The sequence below is a fragment of the Kitasatospora cystarginea genome (assembly GCF_039533515.1).
GTDB classification, from domain to species: Bacteria; Actinomycetota; Actinomycetes; order Streptomycetales; family Streptomycetaceae; genus Kitasatospora; species Kitasatospora cystarginea.
In genome coordinates this window covers 25,138-48,668 of record NZ_BAAATR010000026.1, presented here as the reverse complement: position 1 = coordinate 48,668, position 23,531 = coordinate 25,138, and the positions used below count along the sequence as shown (strand labels likewise).

The following is a 23,531-nucleotide window of genomic DNA, read 5'->3' as shown; positions in this document are numbered from 1 at the left end:
GCTCGGGCGCTGACAGATATTCGATCGTTGTGCGAGACTCCCCTTGACGACCGGTTCGGTGGTGAGTGCCGTGCCGGCACAACGGGGGAACAGAGCGGCATGAGCACAGGTACGGGCCGAATACCGGCTCGGTGGGCATGGCCACGGCTGGTGGTGGCGGCGCTGGTCACGGGTGCGCTGGTGCTGGCAGCACTGGCACTGCAATCCGCTTCCGGTCAGGGGCCCGCGCCCGGGCCGGGGCCGCTCGCCGGGCACCGGGCGACAGTCCTGCTGCTGTCCCTGGGTTGCGCGGTCGGCGGTGGTGTGCTGACAGTCCACCACCGGACGTCCACCCGCGGGACGGACACCGCGAGCCCGGTGGCGTGGCGCCTGGCCTCGGCCGGGACGGTGCTCCTCCCGCTCGCGGCGGTCATCGTACCGATCACACTGATGTGGCTCCCGGCTCCGCCCGCCGAGCGGGACGACAAGCCGATGGTGATCGGGCCCGGAGCACAGCCGGGTCCCGTCACGGAGCCGTCGCAGGGGTCCTCGCAGACGGTCGGGCCGGCGCCCGACGGGCGGTCCGCCAGCCGGTTCGACCTGAGCCAACTGCTGGCCGTGGTCGGCGTGTTGCTCGTGGTGCTCGCGGTCGTGGTCGGCGCCGTGCTGCTGTGGCGGCGGTTCGGCCACCGCCGCCGCGAGCCGGAGTCGTTGGACCTCGGCAACACCGAGCCACTCACCGGCCGCGCCCTCGCCGATGCCGTCGACGAGGGCCGCCGAGCCCTGCACGGCGCCGACGTCCGCGCTGCGGTGATCGCCTGCTACGCCGCCATGGAGACGTCGCTGACCGACTCCGGAGTCGTCCGCCGGGCTTCGGACAGCCCGTCCGATCTGCTGCAGCGGGCGGAAGCAACGGGCCTCCTCGCCGGTCCGCACGCGTTGGCGCTCACCGTGCTGTTCCGTGAGGCGCGCTACTCCAGCCATCCGCTGGACTCGGGCCAACTGGAATCGGCCCGAGCGGCGCTCGACGCCATCGCGGCCCAACTCGCCGAGCACGACTCCCGGACGGGCCAGGGTACGGCGAGAAGCCGTACGGAGCGCCGTACCGCGTGCCGGGCGGGGGCGGGAGCCCGGTGAGGCCGATCCTTCCTCGGGGAACCCCACGGATTCTGGCGGCGCTCTGCACGGCGCCCGGCGGTGCCGAGACGGCGCTCGCGCTGGTCGGCGGGCTCCGCGCGGCTGCCGCCGGAGCCGCAGTGATCACTGCCGTCGCCCTGGTCACCGCCCGCTACACGACGGGCTTCCACTCCCAGGACAGTGCGCTGCGTGGCCCCCTTCGGCTGATCGAGGAGCAGCGGGCCGGCCTCGGTGACTGGCGCCGGGTGGTCGAGAACGGACTGACAGGCCGGGGAGACGGCGCTGAGGTGCTCCGACGGCGGTTGCAGTGGCTGTACGCGGCCCGGCTGGCCGAGCGGCACGCCGTCTCCCTCCACGACCGGCCCCAGGCCGCTGCCGCCCTGGTCGGTCCCGAGGTCTGGCCGCTGATCGACCCCGCGTGCCCCGTCACATCCGAACCCGTCCCCGCGCCGGTGCTCCGCGCCGCCGTGAACCGCCTCTCCAGCCTCTGACCGACAACAGCACCGTAGGAGCGCAGTGAGCAGCACCCATCCGACCGACGCCGGGCCGTCGACCCCGGCCCTGACTCCCCGCCAGGCGGGGGAGCGTGCCCGACGGATCCTCGACGAGGTCGGCCGCGCCGTGGTCGGCAAAGCCGAGACGCTCGAACTGGTGATGTCCGGCGTGTTGGCAGGCGGCCACGTCCTCATCGAGGACCTGCCCGGTCTCGGCAAGACCCTGCTGGCCCGCTCCTTCGCCACGGCGCTGGGCCTGGACTTCCGGCGGATCCAGTTCACGCCGGACCTCCTTCCCTCCGACGTGTCCGGCGCACCCTTCTACGACCAGCGCAGCGGCGAGATGGTCTTCCGGCCCGGCCCGCTCTTCACCCACCTCCTGCTGGCCGACGAGATCAACCGCACCCCGCCCAAGACCCAGGCCGCTCTGCTGGAGGCGATGGCCGAGTCCCAGGTGTCGGTCGACGGCGTCACCCGGCCGTTGCCGGACCCGTTCGTGGTGATCGCCACCGCGAACCCCATCGAGTACGAGGGCACCTACTCCCTCCCCGAGGCCCAGCTGGACCGGTTCCTGCTGCGGGTGCGGATGGGCTACCTGCCCGTGGCCGAGGAGGCCGCGATGCTGCGCGCGAGGCTGGACCGCGCCACTCCCGAGACGGTGCTGCGGACGCTCGCCGATCCCGCCGAGGTGCTGGCCATGCGGGCCGCGCTGGAGCAGGTCGAGGTGGACGACGACCTGGTCTCCTACGTGGTGGCATTGATCGACGCCACCCGCTCGCACCCGCAGATCCAGGTCGGAGCCTCTCCGCGCGGCGGCCTGGCGCTGATCCAGCTCGCCCGTGCCCGCGCCGTGCTGGACGGCCGCGACTACTTGATCCCGGAGGACATCAAGAGCCTGGCGGTCCCCGCGCTCGCCCACCGCGTCACGCTGCGCCCTGAACTGTGGGTGCGCCAGATCGCCGCCGACGACGTGATCGCCGAACTGACCGAGAGGGTCGCCGCCCCGAACACGGTGCCCGGCCTGGCTGTTCACCGGTGAGGCCCGCTCGGCCAGGCGGCTCGGCTCAGCGGACTTCCGTGCGGGCCACCCATCGGACCGGGCAGATCGACCGGTCCCTGCACGGCACGCCGAGAGACCGGTCCCTGCAGGGCACGCCGAGTGACCAGGCGGACCGGCGCAGCGTGGTCCGGGCCCTGGGCCCCGCACCGGCCTCCACTCCCGCCGCTCTGCCCGCCGAACCCCCGCCTCACTGGCGAGCGAGCGAGCGGGCGCTGCGGCTGGCCACGGTGTCGGCGGTCGCCGGAGCCCTCGCACTGCTCACCGGGAGGTCCTGGCTGCTGGCCCTCGCCGCAGGTCCGGCCGTACTCCTGATCCTGGCCGCGGCGGGCCGAAGCCGCCCGGCCCGGTTCGAGGCCCGGGCCCAGATCGGACGGCGCCGCGCCTTCGAGGACGACACCATCGACGTCCGGATCGAGCTCTCCTTCGACGGGGTCGTCGGCTGGGTCGATCCGGGCGTCTACGCCGGGCCCGGCATCGAGCTCGGCAGCCTGGAGACGACCGGTACGACGGTCGAACTCCGGCTCACCGCCCGTCGATGGGGCCGCTGGTCACTCGGTGCGGTGGACCTGGATGTTTATGACCGCGGCGGGCTGACCCGACGTACCGTCCGGGTCGACCTCGGCGAGGTCCAGATCTTCCCGACACCCTCGCAGTCCTCGCTCACTCCCGTTCAGGTCCGGCTGCCCGAGCGGATCGGCGAGCACACCGCCGGGCAGAGCGGCGAGGGCGTGGAGGTGGCCGGGGTGCGTCCGTACGTCTGGGGGGAACGTCAGCGGCGCATACACTGGCCCTCCACCAGCAGGCGCGGCACCGTCCAGGTCAACCAGTTCGTGGCCGAGCGCACCGCCGACATCGTCGTCCTGATCGATGCGTTCGGCGACTTCCTCGACCCGACCGACGGCACCTCCAGCCTCGACGAGACGCTGCGCGCCGCCGCCGGGATCACCCGCGCGTACCTGCGCAGCCACGACCGGGTCGGCGTGGTCTCGGTCGGCGGCAGTACCCACTGGGTGAAGCCGGGAAGCGGGGCAGCCCAGTTCTACCGTCTCGTGGAGTCGGTCCTGGAGGTGCGCAGGGACCTCGGCTACCACGTCCCCGACATCCCCCGCCTGCCCCGGCCGGTGATCCCGGCCGACGCCCTGGTGTACGTGCTGACGCCGCTCGGCGACCAGCGCATTCTGGACGTGCTGCACGACCTGACGGAACGTGGCAACCCATTGGTGGTCATCGAGGTGCCGACCGGCGACCCCGAGCTCGACCCGAACGACACGCTCGCTGACCTCGCCCTCCAGCTGTGGCACGCGAACTGCGAGGCCGTCCGGTTCACACTGCGCAGCCGGGGAATCCCGGTGCTCGGGCTGCGGCCCGGCGAAGGTCTGGACCTGGCGCTCGCACCGCTGCAGCGCGCGCGTATCCGTGGAAGGAACCGATGACCGACCAGCCGACCGCGGTCCGGCTCGCACGCAGCCTCGGGACGGCCGTGGCAGCCAGCGCACCCGTCGCTCTGCCCGAAGGCCCGCTCGCCGCAGTACTGGTACCGGCCGGTGCCGCGCTGGCGGCCTGGTGGGCGAGCCCGGCGACCGTACGGCGGCCCGTCGCGGTCACTTTCACCCGACGCGCGCAGCTCGTCCGGCACCGGAACACGGCGCTCGCGGTCGGCTGCGTCCTGCTGTCCGCCCTGTCCACGCCGCCGATCTGGGCAGCGGCCTGCGTGACCGCGCTGCTGCTCGGCTACCTGATGTGCGTGGACGCGGCCGCCGGTCCGGCGGGGCTGCGACAGCTGCGCAGCCGCTGGGTGCCCGCCGCGGCCCATACCGCAAGCGCCCTCGTACTGCTCGCGTCCTACGCGTCCGTGGCCCCCAGCGGGTGGGGGCGGATCATCGCGGCGCTGGCGGTGGCCTGTTCGGCCGCCGCGGTGGGACTGGCGCTCTGGTCCCGGCGTTCGGATCAGGGCTGATGTCGCGGTGCGAGAAGGCGAGTTACGGCCTCCGAGGGCCAGGACGACCTTCGCCGTCGCGGTGGACGTCACGGTCGAGGAACCGCACCTCGAAGCGTTCCTGTCCGCGGACGGGGCATCGGCCGGGATCCGGAGGCCCTGAGGCCTCGGTGACTTGTGGATGTGCGTGATAATGCCCGTCGTGACTTCTGGTACAGATCGCCCCAGATGGTGGTTCGCGCTTCGAGCCGGCCTGTTCTTCCTCGTGGGCGGAGGTCTCGCGCTTTTCGCGTGCGGCATGGTCTCGCACCGGACGGCCGCGGCGCCGGCATGGGGCGGCTTGCTCTTCGGAGCCGCCGTGGCGGCGATCCTCAGCGCGGTGTTCCCCCCAAGGCGCGGACGAGGGCGTTGAGCCTCGTTCCGATCCTCGGCAAGGCGGTGGCTCGATCCGCCTCGCAGGTCTGACCGGACTTCCGCCGCGCTCCGGGCGAGCAGGAAATTCGTCCCTCCGACCTGTCACATTCGCGCGGGCGGCGGGGTCAGTCCAGTGAGGCCGTACCGAACCGGTTGCGGCGAACTGAGCCCGATGAGGAGCACCTGCCACCATGTCCACCGCACACGTCGTCGTCACCGTTCTGGGCGCCGTCATGGCCGGCTTCTCCGCCGGAGCCGTCTTCACCCGCGCCGAGTTCGTCGTCAAGCCCCTCGCCGACTACGGCGTCCCCCGCTCCTGGGGGCCCTGGCTCGGTACCGCCAAGGCCGCCGGGGCCGCGGGCCTACTGATCGGACTGGCCGTCCCCGTCATCGGCAACCTTGCCGCCCTCGGTCTGATCCTCTACTTCCTGGGCGCCGTCATCACCATCATCCGCGCCCGCTCCTACGCCCACATCCCCTTCCCCCTCATCTACCTCGCGCCCGTCGCCGCGTCGCTCCTCCTGGCGTGAAAAGCCCGACGCTGCCGGCGCGGATCGATCTCCGTGAGGCCCGGTTCGCCGGTCCGGAGACGACCATCCGCGTCAACGCGTGGATCAGTACCGTGTACGTCGTCGTGCCCGAAGACATCGAGGTACATGTCACGGGCACCGGAATCCTGGGCGCCTTCAAGCAGGACCGCGAAAGCGCGGACCACTCGGCGGCGCACCGGACAGACATCACCGGCATCGTCGCTTGCGGTGCCGTCCACGTCGTCCAGCTGCAGCTGTCGACGGTCACCGGCCCCGACGTTGCTGGTCGGACCGGAACTGCGGCTGCGGGGGACCGCGTTGACCCCGCGCTGTGCCGTCCCGACCCTGCCGCACGGCGAACTACCGCCGGATCCCGAGGCGTTGCGGATGGTTGCCCGGGAGAACCGGGTCGAGTCGATGCCGGGGACGGCCGCGCTGCCGTGCGCCGGGGTATACGCGCAGGTGGTGCGGCCGGGCCGGATCGAGCCCGGGGACACGGTCAGGCTCGGATGACGGCGGCACTGGCGGCTCACCCCGGACGCCGCACAGCCGAAAGGGCCGCCCCGCCCGCAGCCGGGCAGCCCCTCGACCAGAAGAGTCCGCCAGTACCGGGCCTGTTGGGCCGGCCGGGCCGCGGCGGGGAGTCGACCCCGTCGGGCCTCGGTCCGTCAGGAGTCGGTTTCGGAGGGCTCGAACCACAGGCTGGCCATGGGGGAGTGGGTGGTCCAGCCCAGCGTGGAGTAGAGCGCCTGCCCCTCCGGGGTGCCGACCAGCACGCCGGTGGCAGCGCCGGCCGCGTGGGCGGTGTCCTGCAAGGTCCGCATCACCAAACTGCCGAGGCCTCGACGCCGGTGCCCCGGCGAGGCCTCGATCTGGTCGACGACGGCGGTGCGGCCGGTCGGGGCGACCTGGCCGCGGGCGGCGAAGTGCCCCTCGGTGGTGCGGACCAGCACACGGGTGACGCCGCCCCGAGTCCACTTGGTCAGGGTGTAGCCGGCCGGCACCTCGGGCCGCTCGGGTGCGAGCGGCACGGTCATCAGGAACCCGGGCTGGTCGAACCGCCAGCCGGGTCCGAGCCACGGGCGTACGGTGTCGTCCGTCGCGAACAGCTTCAGCCACGTACCCGGCGCACTCGTGTCGGCCACGATCTTGCGTACGTCGGCCTCGCGGGGCTCGGGCAGCACATGCCGCGACACATGCGCGGCCTGCCCCATGTCGATGGTCCAGCCCCACGGTTCGTCGATCGGATCGGACGCGCCCCGCGAGACGATCCAGCCGTCGATCCACATCCGTACGAGCTCGCCGACCGTGACGTCGCGCACTGCCGCCCCCTCAGCTTGTAATAGGTGAATGACCTGAGCGTAGCTTACGAGTGAGATGGATGGCGAGAGCCGGTGGCGCTTTCGTCGGTAGGTTGACTGACTGGATAAGCCGGCATCCAGGTGAACCGTTCAGCGGTACGCACGCTGATCCCGGAGGCAGCGATCTGTGGTTGCCGGGGCGGACGCCGCTCGCGCCGACCTCGGTGAAACGGTGCTCGCTGGGGAAGCGGCGCGCACGCCGCCGGAGGGCGGCGGGATCAGGCGTCGACCATGCCTCCACCCTCGTGGCGGCGCAGCACGCGCGTCTTCTTCGGGCGCTCAGGTGACGGGTCGTGGAGTCAACGCGGCTGCCGATGCCGGGAGTCGGAAGGGGAGGCTCGCAGCCGGGTCAGCCGCAGTGGCTCCAGCCGCTGCTCCAGTTGTTGCCCTGGTACGAACCGCCCCATCGGACGCAGTTCTTCGGGGCGTGCTCGGTGACCGGGCCCGCGTAGTAGGTGAAGCTGCCCGGGTTGCCTGCCGAGGCTCCGCCCTGGACGGCGAGGGTCGCGTTCATCGGGACCGCGCCGCCCGGGTGGTCGGGGATCGTGACGACGCAGTTGTTCCCGGTGGCGTCGTTGAAGAGCAGATACACGCTCGCCCCACCAAGACCGTGGGAGTCGACGACCTTGTAGCCGCTGCCGCACACCTGACCGGCGTTGTACGGGTTGGCGGCTGCCGGCGGTGGAGTCGGCCGGCCCTTGGAGCCAGGGCTGTCGCTCGGGCTCGGGGCCGTCGGGGCCGCAGGGGCCGCCGCCGTCGGAGTGGCCGGTCGTGAGGCCGCGGTGCTCGGAGTGCCGGAGGCGCTGACCGAGGCCGACGCCTGGGCCGAGGGTGAGGCTCCTTCAGTCGGAGCGGCGGGCGTGCTGGCATTGGCATCGACCGAGGGGCTGTGGGCGCCGTCAACCCGGTTGACTCCGCTGGCGGCGGGGTGTGCGGCGTTGCCTTCGGAACCGGAGATCTGAACCACGGTGGCGATGATGCCGCCGATGGCCGCGGTGGCCGCGACGCCGGCCGCCACCACACGGATCTGCTTGCGCCGTCGGACCTCCTGCTCATGACGCTCCGCCAGGGCCGCCCAGTCGGGCTGCGTCGTCGCGGTCACCAGCGGCTCACCGGTCCAGGCCGGTCCTGTTCCCCGTGTCTCCGTCATGATGCGACATCCTAGGGCCTGTCCGACGAGTCGCCTGACTGCATGGTGCGTTGATCGTTCTAGTCGGCGCGGGCGGGCTGACTTGTCGAACTGAGACCGGGCTCGGCCGGGGCGCTGCTTGCCGGAGGGCGCCGTGACCAACGGCCGACCGCCGATGTCGAAGCCGAACTGGAGGCCGCGTTCAGTCCGCTGGATCCGGCCGGGCTGCTGCTGTCGATCAGCGGGCTCGCCTCTCTTGCCTACGGGCTGATCCACGCGGGGGAGGTGGCTTCCTGGCGCCCCGCGGAAGTCTGGCTACCGACCACCGCGGGACTGATATGAGCCGGTGCCGGAGTAGGTCTGACAGCCCGGTCTCGACGGTAGGTGAAAACCGACTCATCCATCGTCGAGACCAACGAGATGAACTGCCACTCCTGGCCCGACCACGTCCGGCGCACCACCGGCGCCAGCAGCTGACCACATCCCAACCGTGCCGCTGAGAAGCGTGCGCACGACCGGCCGCGGTTCGAGGGCGTGTCTGGCAGTTCAGGACGGGCGGCAATCCGGTGCATGTGCTGGTAAAGGCCAGCCAAAGTGCAGGAATTGTAGGGGGATGGACCGCAGTGTGGTCTCTGGACCGGCGAAGGGTCGCCGGGTTGGCTAATCTTCGGATGATCAACATCTGTTGATCACGCAATCCGTCAGTCATGGGGGTCACAGTCATGTCCGCGCCACCACCCTACCCGCAGCAGCCGTACCCGCAGAATCCCTACCCGCAGCAGCCATATCCGCACCAGCCGTATCCGCAACAGCCGTACGGACACGCGCCGTCGCCGCAGCCGCCGTACAACGGTCAGCAGGCGCCAGGCGGGCCGCAGGGCCCGCAGCGGAAGAGCCCGCTGCACGTAATGCTCTCCATCGGCATCGTCCTGGCGGTCTTCGGCGGCGGCGCCTGGTACGTGTGGAAATACAACACTGATCCCAACGGCGGCAAGGCCAAGGCGGAGGCTTCCCGCTCCGCGCAGGCGGAGGAGGCCAGGACGCACGACCCGAGCATCGGAGACTGCGTCAAGATCCAGGATCCGGACGGCAAGCCGCTGCCGACCGTCGTCGACTGCAACGCCGCCGACGCCGAGTACAAGATGGCCCGCAAGCTGTACGGCCCGGACAAGCACTGCGGGAACGATTTCGACTACGGCATCCAGGTCACGTACAACCGGGGCACCGACTACACGATGTGCTTCACCAAGGTCCGCCGTTAGGCGTAGCCTCGGCCGACCGCCCGCAGAAGCGGCGGTGGCTCAGACGGCGCCGGGCCCGGCCACCGAGGAGACCGGCAGTCCTGCCGGCGGCTGCTCCCCTGCCTGGTGGTGGTCCGTGGTCGGCGAGAGGCCGGTGTCCGCTGCGATCGAGGTGGCGGGCGCCGGCACCTGTTCCGGAACCTGTCGGGTCGCTCAGGTTGATGGCCCATCCGTAGCGGGCCCGTCACCTGTGGTGAGTGCCTGAGCGTCTTGCCGGCTGTTGCCCAGGTCCGGCCGGTGTCGCCAGCGGCGTGTGGTCGGTATCAATCGGTTCCGGGCTGTAGCGTGCCCCACCACCTGCCGCAAGGCCGGACGCCGCCCGCCGCGTCCATCAGCTCCCACGGGACCGCTCATCGACTCTCAGGCTCGGGGGACTCCGGTTTGTGCGCCAAGAAGCTGGCTATCGTCCGCTTCATCCCCTCGCCGGGCTCCTGCACCAGTCGCGCAGTGACGACGAGCCCGGCGTGGCCCAGCAGTTCGGCGATCCGGTCTGTCGGCAGCAGGTACGACTCGAAGGACACGGGGTGGTTGCCGTAGGCCTGCGTCAGCCGCAGATGCTCACCGCTTCCCACATAGCCGACGAGCAGAAGATGTCCGCCGGGTGCCAGGGTGCGGTGGAACTCGGCGAACACGACCGGCAGCAACTCCGGCGGCGTGTGGTGGGTGGAGTAGTAGGCCAGGACGCCACCGAGCTCTTCGGTGCCGATCTCCAGCGCGGTCATCGATCCCACAGTGAACCGCAGGGCCGGGTAGGCCGCTTGGGCCAGTTCGATCATTTTCGGTGAGACGTCGATACCGAACGCCGGCACCCCCAGTCCAGCCAGGTGGGCCGTCACCTTGCCGGGACCGCAGCCCAAGTCCGCGACTGGCCCTCGGTCGGCGGCCTGTACGAGTTCCGCGAACGCGGCCAGCATCGCGCGCGACAGCGGATCCAGCTCGGTGGGGGACTTGACGCGTGCGACGTAGTCGGCGGCGACGGTGTCGTACGACTCCCGGATCGCGGCGAGGTAGGAGAGCTCTGTCACGCGGCCAATGTAGACGGGAGCACCGACAGGACCCCGGTGAGAGCCGGCTCCCAGGTGCGGTGCGCCCGGAGGCCCGGAACGAGGCCGCTGTCCGGCGGCGAATCAGCCCTTCGAGGTCACACCCTGGCCGGCGCCTTCCGTCTGGAGCGGTACTCCGCTGCGAAGGCGGTGAGGATGGGGAGGGCGACCGCCGTAAGCCCCAGCCCGAGCACTGCCGGGGCGACGTAACCGGGAGCGCTGTCGGCGGTGAAGCTGCCGCCGCCCTTGTCGAGGTGGCAGACGAGGCGGATGGGCAGGTACTCGATGCGATATCCGTCGACATGGGCCGCCTGGTCGACCCCTCCGGCTCTGACGCATGCCGGAGCCGGGCTGGAGTCCGCGCCGCCGCCCTCGGCCTCCATGAGCGGACCGACGACGTGGAGAGCGCCCCACACGTACACGGCGGCAGCGGCCGCTCCCGCGAGGGTGGCCAGGCCGTGAGAGGTTCTGCCCACGCTGGAGTGCCCGGTACGTCGTCGGGTCAGGGTGGCGCAGCCGAGGCAGATGAGCCCGACGGCGACGATCCCGCCGGCCAAGATGATCAGTAAAAGGATCATCACTTCAATGTAGTTGAACTCCGATGCAGTTGAACGCCATACCGAGCTGACGGAGCTGCCGGCAGCTTGGACGCCGGCGCGTCCCCCTCGCTCACCACGCCCGCAGCTGATCGTGGAGGGACCGGGCCACATGCGCCATCACGGCTTCCGCCGTCGGCTGCGCGGCCGCGGGCACGGTGGACTCCGTCAGGGCCGCGACGGCGTAGCGCGAGCCGTCCTCGTGCTCGACCACCCCGATCTCGTGGCGCAGATTGAGCAGCGTGCCGGTCTTGGACGACCAGCGTGAGGCGTCCGAGCGGAAGTCGGGCGCGAGCCGGTGCCGGATGATGTTCTCGCTCATCAGTGAACGTACGTGCGTGGCGACGGCGGCAGGGATCCGGGTGGGAACCCACAGGGCCTGGAGGAGGTCGACGCAGGCTCGGGCGGTCCCGGAGTTCGCGCGGCTGACGTCCAGTTGGGAGACCGGGTGCCCGCGCCGCGCGGTGCGGGAGCCGATTGCCAAGGACTGGGCGAACTGCACCTCGCGCGCCTCGAACCGTTCCGCCGGGGTCCGGGTGAGTTCGCGCATCAGGTGGCGGACGGTGATCCCGGTGATACCGGCGTTCGCCAGGGTGTGGTTGACCTCAGCGGGTGGCACGAGGCCGAACAGGACGTCCGCCGCGGTGTTGTCGCTGAGCGCGGTGCTGAGATAGAGCAGGTCCTCGACGGCGATCCGGGCGGGGTGGCGGAACCTGCTGAGTCCCACCGGACCTGCCGAGGTGATGCGCCCCGGCGGCACGTCGATCACGGCGGCCCCGTCGATCCGCCCGTCCTGGATACGCTCCAGCACGGCTGTTGCGAGCGGCACCTTGACCAGCGACGCGATCGGCAGCTCGACGTCCGGGTCGATGCCGAGCTCGTCACCGGTGGCCAGGTCCCGGACCAGGAACGATCCGGACAGCCCGGCGTCCTCGAGCATGGAGCGCAGCTCCCGGACGGCCCGCTGTGCGTTCATGGATGCTCCCGTCCGTCGACCGGTACCCCGAGGCAGCGCGCGATCGGCTCCCACAGCTCCTTGCTCACACGCCGTACGTCGTCGCCGCTGCCGGCGCGCAGCTCGTAGCCGCGAGCGACCGGCGTACCCGCCAACGCCCGCCAGTACAGCCCCAGTTCGTCCGCCTGAGCGGACGAGCAGAGCAGCAGGGCGCCAGTACGCATGGTCTCCGACACCGCCGCGGTGAGCGAGGCCGCGACCGAGATCTGCGCGGGCAGGAGGGCGGCGCGGTGGCCGAGTTGCTCCAGCCGGTCCCGGACGTGGGGCAGGTCGTCCTCCGGCTGGATCCAGATCCGCTGGAACGGGCGCCGCGGTTGCCGGTGGCGGAGCGTCTCGATGCGCAGCGGCCGCGGATCGGTCCTGACCGCGGTGGCCACCCCGAGTGGTACGGCCCAGGTGGCCTCGTGCGGAGGAACCGCGACCAGCGCCAGACGTACCTCGTGGGCGTTGAGCAGTTCCATCCGCGGGGCAGGGCCGGCGGCACGCAGGCCGAGGACCATGCCCAGTTCGCGGGCGGCCGCGTCCAGCACGGCCAACTGCCGGATCGGACAGGTCTCGGGGACCGCGAAGGCCATCGGTCTGAGTCTGGCCTGCTCGGCGTCGCACTCCAGCGCGTCCGCGAGTTCCACCAGCCGCTTCGCGGACGGCAGCAGGTCCCGCCCGAACGGGGTCAGCACGGCGCGGCGGCCGGAGCGGTCGAACAGGAGGCCACCCAGGTGCCTCTCAAGAGCGGCGATCCGTCGGCTCGCGACCGGCTGCGGCACTCCGGCCGCCTCGGCGCCCAGGGTGAAGCTCCCCCGCTCGCCGACGCGCACGAACACCCGACACGCTCCGACCAAGTCCACCTCGGCATCGTATGCCGAAAACGCATGGAAGGTCACAGATCCGTCTTTGATTGCATGAGACGTGGGGCGGCAGGCTGTCGGCCATGCCTTTCATGAAGACCGGTGGCGCCCGGCTCGCCGTAGCCCTGCTCGCGGCCGCCCTCCTGACCGGATGCGCCCCGAACGACAGCCACACTCCCGCGCCATCCCGCACCGCTGCCACGACCCCGGCGGCCGAATCCTTCAAGCAGCTCGAGCAGCGCTTCGGTGCCCGGCTGGGGGTCTACGTGCTGGACACCGGCTCCGGCCGGGAGGTGACCTATCGCGCGGACGAGCGGTTCGCCTTCGCCTCCACCTCCAAGGCCCTGGCCGTCGGCGCCCTGCTGCGCCACAGCTCCGACGCGGACCTGGACCAGGTGGTGGCCTACCGCTCCGAGGACCTGCAGAAGTGGGCGCCGATCACCTCGAAGCACGTTGACACGGGGATGCGACTGCGCGAACTGGCCGCCGCCTCCCTGCAGTACAGCGACAACACGGCGGCCAACCTGGTCATGGACCGACTCGGCGGCCCCGACGCGCTGCAACAGGAACTGCGCGGCCTCGGCGACACGACCACCGACGTCAACCGCACCGAGCCGACCCTCAACGAGGCAACCCCGGGCGACCCCCGGGACACCAGCACGCCCCGCGTGCTCGCCGCCGACCTGCGCCGCTTCGTCCTCGGCGACATCCTTCCCGACGCCCGGCGGCAGCTGCTCACGGACTGGCTGCTGGGCAACACGACCGGTGCCCCCTACATCCGCGCGGGCGTGCCAGCGGGTTGGAAGGTCGGGGACAAGACCGGGAACGGCGGGTACGGCACCCGCAACGACATCGCGGTCGCCTGGCCGGACGGCGGCGGCAGCCCCGTCGTCATCGCCGTCCTGTCCGACCGCGGCAGGGCCGACGCCACTTCCGACGACGCCCTGATCGCGCGGGCCACGAAGGCAGCCCTGAGCACCCTCCGCTGATCACGGCTGATCGGTCGTCCGCCGTCCGCCACGAGGCCGACCATCTCGCCGACCGCCGGCTCCCGCTGGAACTCCCGGATAGGCTGCGAGGTTCGAACTCGACCATCGAGGGAGATCCGAGCATGGGGGGAGTGGTGGTCGATGGATGACGTGACCGCGCGCTACCTGGAGCTGTGCCGCGAGGGCGGGAGCGGGCTGTGCGACGCGGTGACGGGGGCGGACCTGCCGGTCTCGCTGTGCGACGCGCGGTTGCTGGCCCGGCCGCTGTTCGTGGCGGAGCCGGCCTTGCGGGCGGCGGCGGACGACCTGCTCTCCCTGTTCGGCACCATGGCCTCGCTGCCCGACCGCCTGTTCGACGGTGACCTCGGGCGCTACTGGTCGGCGCTGGGGGGCGACCCCCGTCTTGTTCCCCTACTGCGGCGCTACACGCCGGGCGGGCCGACGGCCCGATTCGGACGGGCCGATCTCTACCGGACCGAGCGGGGATTCGCACTGCTGGAGTTCAACGTCGGCGGGGGCGTGGGAGGCTTCGAGCTGGGCGAACTGCCGCACGCTCTGCGGGCCGTGGATGCCTTCGCCGACTTCGCGGAGCAGTACGGGCTGGGCCATGTGCGCACCGCGGAGCGGGTCGCGGCCACGCTGTGCGCGGTGGCGCCGCGCCCGTCGCCCGTGGTGGCGTTGGTGTTCGCCCCCGGGATGCTGGCCCCTTACCGGCAGCCGCTGGCGCCCACCGTCGCCGTCCTGGAGGGACAGGGCCTGGACGTGGTCCTGGGCGAGCTGGGCGAGGTGAGGGAGAACGGTGGGAGGCTGTTCGTCGGCCGGGCCCGGGTGGACGTGGTGCTGCGGTTCTTCGCGGTCGACGACACCATCGGGTTCGAGGAGCACATCGAAGCCGTCATGCGCGCCCATGAGGCCGGCGGCGCGGTGCTGTGGACGGGGTTGGACAGCACCCTGTTCACCAACAAGGGCGCCCTCGCATTGATCTCGGATCCACGGTGCGACGCCCTGCTGTCCCCGCAGGAGCGCCAGGTGCGCGACCGGATCCTGCCCTGGACCAGGATGCTGACCAGCGAGCTGGTCGACCAGTGCATGGCGGAGCAAGAGGAGCTGATCCTCAAACCCTGCCGGGGCCTTGCGGGCGCGGGGGTCGTCACGGGATGGAACCGTCCCGAACGGGACTGGCGCGCTGCCCTGCGCCGGCATGCCGGTCAGGGGTTCGTGGTCCAGCGCAGGGTCGTACCCCGCCTGGAGGCGGTGGTGGACCCCGTGACCGGTGGAGATCAGGAGTGGATCGCGGTCTGGGGCCTGTTCGTCACGCCGGACGGTTACGGCGGCAACGCGGTGCGCGCCCAACCCGCTGCGGGCGGCGGCGTCATCGGCTACAGCACCAGCACCGCCACCCGCGCGACCGTCGCGTTCAGCCACCCCTGCCCCGGTCAGCCGACGGCGTCCGCCTCGGCGGCCGTGGTGCCGTGAAGGAAGCCGTCCTGCCCGGTCCAGTACGGGGCACGCAGGGCCTTCTTGTCGACCTTGCCGATGGGGGTGAGCGGCAGCGCGTCGACGAACTCGAAGCTGGCCGGCACGTAGACGGGCCGCTCCAGTTCGGCCAGCACGTACTTGCCGAGCTCTTCGGGCTCGACCCGGGCACCGGGGGCGGTGACGACGACGGCGTGCGCGGCCTGCCCGTACAGATGGTGCGGAACGGGGATCACGGCGGCGGCCCGCACCGCGGGGTGGGCGCCCAGAGCGTTCTCCACCAGCGGTGAGTAGATCGTGGAACCGGCCTCCCCGGTGATGATCACGTCGTTGCGGCGGTCGAGGAGGAAGACGTAGCCCTCCTCGTCCTGGTACCCGATGTCGCCGGTGCGCAGCCAGCCGCCGGGGTGGAAGGCCGCCGCGGTGAGTTCCGGCTGGTTGACGTAGCCCGCCATGATCCGGGGGCCGCGCGCGCAGATCTCGCCGGACTCTCCCGGCGTCACTGACAGGCCCTGCTCGTCGCGGACGGAGACCTCCGTGTCGGGGAACGGCTTCCCGGCCGCGCGCAGCAGCCTGCCGTCGTCGAGCACATGGTCCGGTGAGGTGAGTGCGGCGATGCCGAACGCCTCGGTCTGGGCGTAGAGCTGCCACAGCACCGGCCCGAACCGCTCGACGGCCTGCTGGGCCCGGTCGGCGGTGATCGGGCTGGCACCGTACATGATCCGGCGCAGCTTCGAGCAGTCGACGCCGGCCAGGTCCGGGTGGTCGAGCAGCCGGTACAGCATCGGCGGCATCGTCATCATCGCGGTGATCCCGCCGCCGGCCAGCGCTTCGATGACGGCCTCGGGGGTGAAGCGGTCCAGGAGGGTGATCGTGCTGCCCTGGGCCAGGCTGGTCAGCGCGTACAGGCCGCCGACGTGGCAGATCTGGCTGGTCACCAGCAGGTTCACCGGCTCGGGCAGGAACGGATGGGCAAGGATCGTCTCGTACATCCGGTGCCGGTGCAGCACGCACTTCGTAAGCCCGGTCGTTCCGCCCGAGCACAGCACCGTCTCCACCTGCTCGGCGCCCGCCCAGCCCTCACGGTCGTCCGGATCCGCCTGTCGGGCCGCGGTCATCGCGTCGAACCCCGGCCCGCCCGGCCCCAGCGACCCCACGCGAGCACCGGCGAAGGCCGCCGTCACCGCCTCGGCGCACGGCTGCGAGATCCGGTCGTCCAGGAACAGAACGTCGGCCGGCACGTTCGCCGCGATGCTGGCGTACTCTGCCGGCCCCCGGTCCGCCGGCATCGACAGGAACCGTGCCCCCACCAGATGCGCCGCGAACGGCACGCACACCGCCTCCGCCCGGTTCCCGCTGGCCAACGCCACCGTCGTCCCCGCCCCCAGACCCAGCGACCGGAACACCGCCGCCAGGCGCCGGATCGTCCCGGCCAACTCGGCGTAGGACAGCCGCACATCCCGGCACACCACAGCCTGCCGCTCCCCGAAACCCGGGAAGACCTCCTCCACGAGCCATGCGGCATAGCTGCGCTCCGGAACTTCGCCTGTCCTGCCCGTGAGCGCTGAACGGTTGACCATCGGGGCTCCTTGATCTGTCGAGCCGCCGGCCGCAGTAGGGTCGGCGCCTCCGCGAGATGCGGACGGTGCGCGACCGGAAGGTCACACACAGTCCTACTATTCATCCCACAGGTGATCTTCCGTGGCGATGTTCACCTCCGGCGGAAGGACTCCGGCCGGCCAGCCCCTCGTCGGCCGACGCCGGGGAGGAGCGTGAGGCTCCGCAGGCCGACTTCGGCGAAACTCCGCCGCTCCCGGCGAGAGTCGGCTGCTGTGGCGGGCCTGATCGGCCCCGGGGACAATAAGGATCATGAGCTCTCTCGGTCGCGCGAGCTCTCCCGGCGAGATGCGGAGTTGGATTCGGATGTGAAGCTCTTCGGTGGTCCGGTCGAGTCCGCCGCGTCGCTCGCGCCCGGCCCCCGCGCGGGTGAGAAGGGGCTCAAGACCGGCGCGCTGGGACTGTTCTCCTCGGTCGCCATGGGTTTGGCCTCCACCGCTCCGGCGTACAGTCTGGCGGCAACGCTCGGCCTGATCGTGGCAGGGGTCGGTCTCCAGGCCCCGATCATCACGATGCTCGCCTTCGTCCCGATGCTGCTGATCGCGTACGCCTACCGGGAACTCAACGCGAGCGACGCCGACTGCGGGACCACCTTCACCTGGGCCTCCCGCGCCTTCGGCCCGCGCATCGGCTGGATGGGCGGCTGGGGCATCATCGTCGCCGACGTCATCGTCATGGCGAACCTCTCGAAGATCGCCGGCATCTACGGCTTCCGGCTGCTGGGGTTCGCCTCGCTCGCCGAGAGCCGGCTGTGGACCACTGTCGCGGGGGTCGTCTGGATCGCCGTGATGACCGCGGTCTGCTACGCCGGCATCGAGGTGTCCGCGGCCCTCCAGCGCTGGATGGTGTGCGTCGAGATGGCGGTGCTGATCCTGTTCGCGGTCACCGCCCTGGTCAGGGTCTACGCCGACGGCCCGCCAACGGCGATCCACGTCTCCGCCTCCTGGTTCAACCCGCTGCACGTGTCGTCGGTCAAGGCGCTGACCACGGGCATCCTCGCTGCCGTCTTCGTCTACTGGGGCTGGGACACCGCCGTCGCGGTCAACGAGGAGACCTCCGACAGCAGGCACACCCCCGGACGGGCGGCCGTCGTCTCCACCGTGCTGCTGCTGGGCATCTACGCCCTGGTGGCCACCTCGGCCCAGGCGTTCGCCGGAATCGGCACCGAGGGCGCCGGCCTGGGCAACAAGGCCAACTCCGGGGACGTGCTCTCCGGCCTGGGCGGCGCCGTCTTCGGCACCCGGGGCCCCGGCTGGTTCTTCACCGAGCTGCTCATCTTCATGGTGCTGACCTCTGCGGTCGCCTCCACCCAGACCACGATCCTGCCGCTGGCCCGGACCGTCTTCTCGATGGCCGCCCACAAGGCCGTCCCCTCGGGCTTCGCCCGGGTGCACCGCAGGTTCCTCACCCCGACCTGGTCGACCGTCGGCATGGGCCTGGTCTCCGTCGCCTTCCTGGTCATGCTGACCGTGATCAGCCGGGACGTGCTGGCCGACTCCATCGACTCGGTCGGCCTCGCGATCGCCTTCTACTACGGCCTCACCGGATTCGCCTGCGTCTGGTACTACCGCAGGCTGCTCACCCGCAGCCCCCGTGACCTGCTGTTCAAGGGCCTGCTCCCGGGGCTGGGCGGGCTCATGATGTTCAGCCTGTTCTGCTACGCAGCCTTCGACGTCTACGCCGACCCGAACTACGGCGCGACCTCCTTCGACCTGCCGTTCATCGGACGGATCGGCGGAGTGACCGTCGTGGGCCTCGGCGCCCTGGTGGTCGGTGTCGTCCTGATGCTGGTCATCACGCGGGAGCACACCGCCGCCCTCAGGCTGCAACGCGGCCTGCTGCCCCACCGCCTGCCGCCGCTGACCGGGGTCGAGACGGCCAGCCGCTACGTGCCCGCCGACAGCCGCGCCGGGGTGGGCGGCGACTGGTTCGACGTCATCCCGCTGTCGAGCACCCGGGTCGGCCTGGTGGTCGGGGACGTGCTCGGCCACGGCCTGCGCGCCGCCGCCACCATGGGCCGCCTGCGCACGAGCGTGCACGTCCTGGCCCGGCTCGACCTCGCCCCGGACGAACTGCTCGCTCACCTGGACGACGTGGTCGGGCAGACCGCCGAGGAGCAGAGCGCCGAGGAGCGGGCGCATGGCCACGGCGGGGGCAGACCGGGGACCGGCGGCGACGAGGCTCTCGGGGTCACCTGCCTGTACGCGGTGTACGACCCGGTGTCCGGGTGGTGCAGCATGGCGCGCGCGGGCCACTCGCCGCCCGCCGTCGTCGACCCGGCCAGCGGCGACGTCAGCTATCCGGGCCTTCCGGCGGGGCCGGCCCTGGGCCTGGGCGGGGCGCCCTTCCAGAGCGCGGAGTTCCAACTGCCAGCCGGGAGCCTGCTCGCCCTGTTCACCGACGGTCTCGTCCAGGCCCGGGACCACGACACCGACACGGGGCTCCGCCTGCTCGCCGGAGTCCTCACCCGGTACCGGCGCCCCCTGGAGGAGCTCTGCGACCGTACCGTGGCGGCACTGCTGCCCGGGCCGGTGGACGACGACGCGGCCCTGCTCCTGGTCCGTACCCGGATGCTCGGCCGGCACCAGGTGGCGGTGTGGGAGCTGGACTCCGACCCCGCCACGGTGGCGACTGCCCGGGCCGCCGCGAGCGGGCAGCTGTACGAGTGGGGGCTCGAGGAACTGTCGTTCACAACCGAGTTGATCGTCAGCGAGCTGGTCACCAACGCCATCCGCTACGCCTCCGCCGGGCCGATCCACGTTCGGCTGATCCGTGACCGCAGCCTCGTCTGCGAGGTCTCCGACACCGGCCACACCTCGCCCCACCTGCGCAACGCCGCCACGGACGACGAGGGCGGCCGGGGCCTGTTCATCATCGCCCAGCTCACCCGGCGCTGGGGCACCCGCTACACCGCCACCGGCAAGACCATCTGGGCCGACCAGCCCCTGCCGAGCATGGAGTGAGGCCGGCCCGGGCGAGCCGGGCCCACTGCTGCCCGGCACCGCCGGGCGGCGGTGTGACAAAGTGGGGTAAAGCGCACCGGCGCAGGTGGGGGAAGCAGGGAGGTGGCCCTGTCATGTCAATACAGTCTGATCGTCTCGGTCCGACCACCACACACCCCGCACTCCTGCACTCGCACAGCGAGGTGTACACGGACCTGTTCGGACAGGCTCCGGTGATCTTCGCCGCGCTGAGCGGCCCGAGGCATGTGCTGCAGGCGGCGAACCCGGCTTTCTTCGACGCCTTCACGGGGGGCCGGCCGGCCATCGGCCGGCCGGTCGGGGAGTTGGTTCCGGAACTGGCCCAGCAGGGCTTCCTCGAGCGGCTCGACGAGGTGTACCGCACCGGCACCGCGTACCGGAACCGGGGCGGGCGACTCGTGCTCGGCGGACCGGTGGCCAGCCGGGAGGAGTTCTTCGACGTCACCTGTGAGCCCCGCCGGGATGCGGTCGGCCGGGTCGACGGGCTGGTGGTGATCGCGGTGGAGACCACCGCGCACCACCACGCGCAGCTGCTGGCTGCCGAGCAGCGCGTCCTGCTGGAGCAGATAGCCCGTGACGCCCCGTTGGGCGAGATCCTGGGCGGCATGGCGCGGGCGATCGAGGAGCTGTCCCCGGACATGATCGTCTCGGTGCTGCTCGTCGATTCCGACGGCCGTCACCTGCGTCACGGTGCCGCCCCGCGCCTGCCCGACTTCTACAACGAAGCGGTCGACGGGATCGCCATCCGTGACGGCACGGGCTCCTGCGGTACGGCCGCCTACCTGCAGGTACCCGTGATCGCCAGCGACATCGCCACCGATCCCCGTTGGGAGGGTTACCAGGATCTGGCGGAGCGAGCCGGGGTCGCAGCGTGCTGGTCGACGCCGATCCACGGCCTGGACGGACGGCTGCTGGGCACCTTCGCGATCTACCACCGCACCCCAAGGACGCCCGAGGACAAGGATCTGGCGCTCAGCGCGGCCTTCGCGCGCATCGCCGCCCTGGCGATCGAGCGCCATCACGCGGTGGAGACGAGCCGTGCCGCCCAGGCGCGGGAGAAGGCGGCCCGTGAGGATCTGGCCTTCGTCCTGGAGGCCAGTACCGCGATCGCGTGCGAGCCGCACTACTCCGACTGCCTGGAGCGACTGTCCCGGTTGACCGTGCCGGCCTTGGCACCGCTGTGCGCCGTTCACGTGGTCGAGCACGGCCAGATCCGGCGGATCGCCGTCGCCGCCGCCAGCCGAGCCGAGGAGGACCTGCTCGACCGCCCCGAACTGCGGGTCGAGATCGACGACGCGGTCTCCCGCGTGCTGGCCCGTGGCGCCACCGAGACCGGCCGGGCCGGCTCCCGTCCGGGCGGCCTGCCTGCGCGGCTCGGCATCACCGGCTACGTGTGCGTGCCGCTGGCCACCCACGGCCGCATCTTCGGTGCACTGACCCTCGTGGCCACCGAGCAGCCGCTGGACGACCACACCGTCGCCCTGGCGGAGGAGCTCGCCCGCCGGGCCGCTTCCAGCGCCGACAACGCCCGCCAGTTCACCGACCGCGTCCGACTCGCCCGCGACCTGCAGGCCGGCCTGCTGCCTCCCGAACTGCCCGAGATCCCCGGCGCCGTGCTCGCGGCCTCCTACCACCCCGCCGGCGAAGGACTCGACGTCGGCGGCGACTTCTACGACGTCTTCCCGCTTCCCGACGACCGCTGGGCGCTCATGATCGGCGACGTGTGCGGACGCGGCGCCCTGGCCGCCACCACCACCGGCATGGTCCGTCACAGCGCACGCACCGCCGCCCGCCTCCTCAACGACCCGGCGGCGGTGGTCGCCGCCATCAACGACGCTCTGACGGATCACGCGGTCGGCGACGACTGCTTCGTCTCACTCGTCTACGGCGAACTGCGACACACCTCGTCCCACCTGGCGCTGGACCTGATCCGGGCCGGCCACGTGCCCCCACTCGTGCGCCGAGCCGACGGTACGGTCGAGGAACTCACCCAGCCGGGCCTGCTCCTGGGCGTGGGCCCCGACTGCGACCCGTCTTCCTGCAGCGTCGAGCTGTACTCGGGTGACAGCCTGATCCTGGTCACCGACGGCATCACCGAGGCCCGTTCCCGCAGCGGCGAGCTCTTCGGGGAGGAACGCCTGGCCGATGCCCTCGGCGGACTCAGGACCTCGTCCCCCACCGCCGGGAGGCTCCTCGAGTCGGTCTCGGCCGCGGTCGCCGCTTTCGCCGGTGACGCCACGCACGACGACCAGGCCGTGCTGGTCCTCACCGCCTGCTGACCGTGGAACCGCTTGCGGGGCGGGAGCGTTCGCGAAAGGACGGGCTGCCGGGAGAGTGCCGATGGGTGCCCCGGCGGATGCCGGGGCACCCATCGCGCTCCACGGCCCGGGCGCCCCGGATGTCAGCCGTGCCACAACTCGGCCACCGAGGCGGCCAGCGCGGTGGCCTGGGCGTGGCCCGCGCGGGCGGCGGCCGGGCGGCGTGTGTCGTCGGCCGGGTTGCGGCCCATCGCGCGACGAGCGGCACGGTCCGGGGAGAGCAGGATGACCTGCGCCCCGTCGCCGGACAGTTCCGCGGCCTGCTGCTGCGCGCTCGGATGCGGGCCGACCGCGTGGGGGATCGGCACGACCGCCAGCACCCGGCGGTACCCGCGAATCGTGGAACGGTCCCCGGTTGTTTGCCCGACGATGGCACCCGTACCGGGGAGTGTTCCCCGTTAACGGTGTCGAGGCGACCAAGGGGCCGTGCTGGGCGGGGCGCCGACGGTGCGGTGCAGCGATGCGCTGTGCAAGCGGCAGGTGTCGGTGAGAGGACGGCCAGCGAGGTCTTCGCCGGACACGGGCTGGACGCCCACTTGAAACACCCGATGCGGTTTGCCGCGGCCGACGGAAGGCCGAGCACATGCATGAGAACCGCACCGAAGACCGCACCGTGCTCCCCGCTCCGGCCGGGTTCCGCCGTCGTGTGAGTCCGCGTTGTACAGTCCGATCCATGACTGGCGACTGGCAAGCAGACAGGATCGGCAGCGCGCTACGAGGGGAGAACCCCACCGTGCTCCGGCGCCTCGACGCCGGGTTCGCCGTGATCGGAGACGTTCAGTTCCTGCCCGGTTACTCGGTCCTGCTGACCGACACGCCCGGTGCGCAGCGGCTGTCAGACCTGCCCCGGCCGAAGCGGATGGCGTTCCTGGGCGACATGGAACGGCTCGGCGAAGCCGTCGAACGCGCCTGCACACGGCTGGATCCGGCATTCCGCCGGGTGAACCTGGAGATCCTCGGCAACACCGACCCCTTCCTCCACGCCCACGTGTGGCCGCGGTACGAGTGGGAGCCTTCGGACGTTGTGGGTAGGCCGGTATGGCTGTACCCGCGGCAGAACTGGCACGGTGAGGAGTTCACGCTCGGCCGGCAGCACGATGGGCTACGGGAGGCGATCGGAGCCGAGCTGGATCTTCTGACCCAGGTGGCGCGGGCTGAGCCGATGCCAGGGCAGACACCGAGACCGCCGCGAGACTACCGATCTTGGTGACAGCCATGTAGCAGCCAAGCTCCGACTGCGGGCCTTCCATGAGACGGACGGCCCAGATGGGAATTCCGGTCGCACTGCATCGGCGGGCCTTTCGACCGCG

The 23,531-nt window shown here is 71.5% G+C and carries 22 protein-coding genes; 13 read left to right on the top strand and 9 right to left on the bottom strand.

The genetic code is table 11. The annotated features are described in order from the left end of the window. Window positions 1–99 precede the first annotated feature (99 nt). From ABD369_RS25630 to ABD369_RS25600, 7 genes are all read left to right on the top strand, one after another. The gene (locus ABD369_RS25630; protein ID WP_344638900.1) at window positions 100–1,116 is read left to right on the top strand and encodes a DUF4129 domain-containing protein; all 1,017 of its coding nucleotides are present in this window, start codon (window positions 100–102) and stop codon (window positions 1,114–1,116) included. A gap of 119 nt (window positions 1,117–1,235) precedes the next feature. After that, on the top strand, window positions 1,236–1,607 hold the full coding sequence (locus ABD369_RS25625; protein WP_344638899.1) for a hypothetical protein: 372 nt from the start codon (window positions 1,236–1,238) through the stop codon (window positions 1,605–1,607). Window positions 1,608–1,632: 25 nt separating this feature from the next. Continuing rightward, the gene (locus tag ABD369_RS25620) at window positions 1,633–2,649 is read left to right on the top strand and encodes an AAA family ATPase (RefSeq protein ID WP_344638898.1); all 1,017 of its coding nucleotides are present in this window, start codon (window positions 1,633–1,635) and stop codon (window positions 2,647–2,649) included. Window positions 2,650–2,687: 38 nt separating this feature from the next. Beyond that, entirely contained in the window at window positions 2,688–4,103 is a 1,416-nt protein-coding gene (locus ABD369_RS25615) for a DUF58 domain-containing protein (RefSeq protein ID WP_344638897.1), read from the top strand. Then, window positions 4,100–4,627 carry a hypothetical protein gene (locus ABD369_RS25610; protein WP_344638896.1) on the top strand — a complete coding sequence of 176 codons (528 nt, stop codon included), beginning with the start codon at window positions 4,100–4,102 and terminating at the stop codon, window positions 4,625–4,627. The genes ABD369_RS25615 and ABD369_RS25610 overlap by 4 nt, the downstream gene beginning before the upstream one ends. 584 nt (window positions 4,628–5,211) lie before the next feature. After that, window positions 5,212–5,550, top strand: a complete 339-nt coding sequence (locus ABD369_RS25605; protein ID WP_344638895.1) for a DoxX family protein — start codon at window positions 5,212–5,214, stop codon at window positions 5,548–5,550. A 279-nt stretch (window positions 5,551–5,829) separates the two neighbouring features. Then, window positions 5,830–6,063 (top strand): MOSC domain-containing protein, encoded by a 234-nt coding sequence (locus tag ABD369_RS25600; RefSeq protein WP_344638894.1) that lies wholly within the window; start codon window positions 5,830–5,832, stop codon window positions 6,061–6,063. 155 nt (window positions 6,064–6,218) lie between these two features. Here the strand turns inward: ABD369_RS25600 and ABD369_RS25595 are convergent, their stop codons facing one another. Together ABD369_RS25595 and ABD369_RS25590 are read right to left on the bottom strand one after the other, a co-directional pair. Then, complete coding sequence (locus tag ABD369_RS25595) at window positions 6,219–6,872, bottom strand: GNAT family N-acetyltransferase (protein WP_344638893.1); 654 nt, start codon at window positions 6,870–6,872, stop codon at window positions 6,219–6,221. A 388-nt stretch (window positions 6,873–7,260) separates the two neighbouring features. Then, the gene (locus ABD369_RS25590; protein ID WP_344638892.1) at window positions 7,261–8,061 is read right to left on the bottom strand and encodes a hypothetical protein; all 801 of its coding nucleotides are present in this window, start codon (window positions 8,059–8,061) and stop codon (window positions 7,261–7,263) included. Between the two features lie 701 nt (window positions 8,062–8,762). Between ABD369_RS25590 and ABD369_RS25585 the strand changes: the two genes are divergently transcribed. Next, on the top strand, window positions 8,763–9,302 hold the full coding sequence (locus ABD369_RS25585) for an LppU/SCO3897 family protein (protein ID WP_344638891.1): 540 nt from the start codon (window positions 8,763–8,765) through the stop codon (window positions 9,300–9,302). Window positions 9,303–9,341: 39 nt separating this feature from the next. Here ABD369_RS25585 and ABD369_RS25580 read toward each other — a convergent pair whose 3' ends face one another. The 5 genes from ABD369_RS25580 to ABD369_RS25560 form a co-directional block, all read right to left on the bottom strand. Next, window positions 9,342–9,470, bottom strand: a complete 129-nt coding sequence (locus ABD369_RS25580) for a hypothetical protein (RefSeq protein WP_344638890.1) — start codon at window positions 9,468–9,470, stop codon at window positions 9,342–9,344. Window positions 9,471–9,691: 221 nt separating this feature from the next. Beyond that, the gene (locus ABD369_RS25575) at window positions 9,692–10,366 is read right to left on the bottom strand and encodes a class I SAM-dependent methyltransferase (RefSeq protein ID WP_344638889.1); all 675 of its coding nucleotides are present in this window, start codon (window positions 10,364–10,366) and stop codon (window positions 9,692–9,694) included. 116 nt (window positions 10,367–10,482) lie between these two features. Continuing rightward, window positions 10,483–10,962: a hypothetical protein gene (locus ABD369_RS25570; RefSeq protein ID WP_344638888.1), complete on the bottom strand. Its 480-nt coding sequence runs from the start codon at window positions 10,960–10,962 to the stop codon at window positions 10,483–10,485. Between the two features lie 91 nt (window positions 10,963–11,053). Continuing rightward, complete coding sequence (locus ABD369_RS25565; protein ID WP_344638887.1) at window positions 11,054–11,956, bottom strand: serine hydrolase; 903 nt, start codon at window positions 11,954–11,956, stop codon at window positions 11,054–11,056. Beyond that, complete coding sequence (locus ABD369_RS25560) at window positions 11,953–12,840, bottom strand: LysR family transcriptional regulator (RefSeq protein WP_344638886.1); 888 nt, start codon at window positions 12,838–12,840, stop codon at window positions 11,953–11,955. The genes ABD369_RS25565 and ABD369_RS25560 overlap by 4 nt, the downstream gene beginning before the upstream one ends. An 83-nt stretch (window positions 12,841–12,923) precedes the next feature. On the opposite strand from ABD369_RS25560, the gene bla reads away from it, so the two are divergent. Together bla and ABD369_RS25550 are read left to right on the top strand one after the other, a co-directional pair. After that, entirely contained in the window at window positions 12,924–13,829 is a 906-nt protein-coding gene (gene bla, locus ABD369_RS25555; RefSeq protein ID WP_344638885.1) for a class A beta-lactamase, read from the top strand. Window positions 13,830–13,970: 141 nt separating this feature from the next. Next, on the top strand, window positions 13,971–15,305 hold the full coding sequence (locus tag ABD369_RS25550; protein ID WP_344638884.1) for a hypothetical protein: 1,335 nt from the start codon (window positions 13,971–13,973) through the stop codon (window positions 15,303–15,305). Here ABD369_RS25550 and ABD369_RS25545 read toward each other — a convergent pair. Then, window positions 15,266–16,885 (bottom strand): AMP-binding protein, encoded by a 1,620-nt coding sequence (locus ABD369_RS25545; protein ID WP_344638883.1) that lies wholly within the window; start codon window positions 16,883–16,885, stop codon window positions 15,266–15,268. The two genes, ABD369_RS25550 and ABD369_RS25545, sit on opposite strands and share 40 nt — an antisense overlap. 345 nt (window positions 16,886–17,230) lie before the next feature. Here ABD369_RS25545 and ABD369_RS25540 point away from each other — a divergent pair, with 345 nt between their 5' ends. After that, window positions 17,231–19,885, top strand: coding sequence for an amino acid permease (locus ABD369_RS25540; protein WP_344638882.1), 2,655 nt, complete (start codon window positions 17,231–17,233; stop codon window positions 19,883–19,885). 113 nt (window positions 19,886–19,998) lie between these two features. Continuing rightward, complete coding sequence (locus ABD369_RS25535; RefSeq protein ID WP_344638881.1) at window positions 19,999–22,182, top strand: SpoIIE family protein phosphatase; 2,184 nt, start codon at window positions 19,999–20,001, stop codon at window positions 22,180–22,182. A 122-nt stretch (window positions 22,183–22,304) separates the two neighbouring features. Here ABD369_RS25535 and ABD369_RS25530 read toward each other — a convergent pair whose 3' ends face one another. Beyond that, the gene (locus tag ABD369_RS25530) at window positions 22,305–22,529 is read right to left on the bottom strand and encodes a hypothetical protein (RefSeq protein WP_344638880.1); all 225 of its coding nucleotides are present in this window, start codon (window positions 22,527–22,529) and stop codon (window positions 22,305–22,307) included. A gap of 365 nt (window positions 22,530–22,894) precedes the next feature. On the opposite strand from ABD369_RS25530, the gene ABD369_RS25525 reads away from it, so the two are divergent. After that, window positions 22,895–23,431 (top strand): HIT family protein, encoded by a 537-nt coding sequence (locus ABD369_RS25525; protein ID WP_344638879.1) that lies wholly within the window; start codon window positions 22,895–22,897, stop codon window positions 23,429–23,431. Window positions 23,432–23,531: the final 100 nt, after the last annotated feature.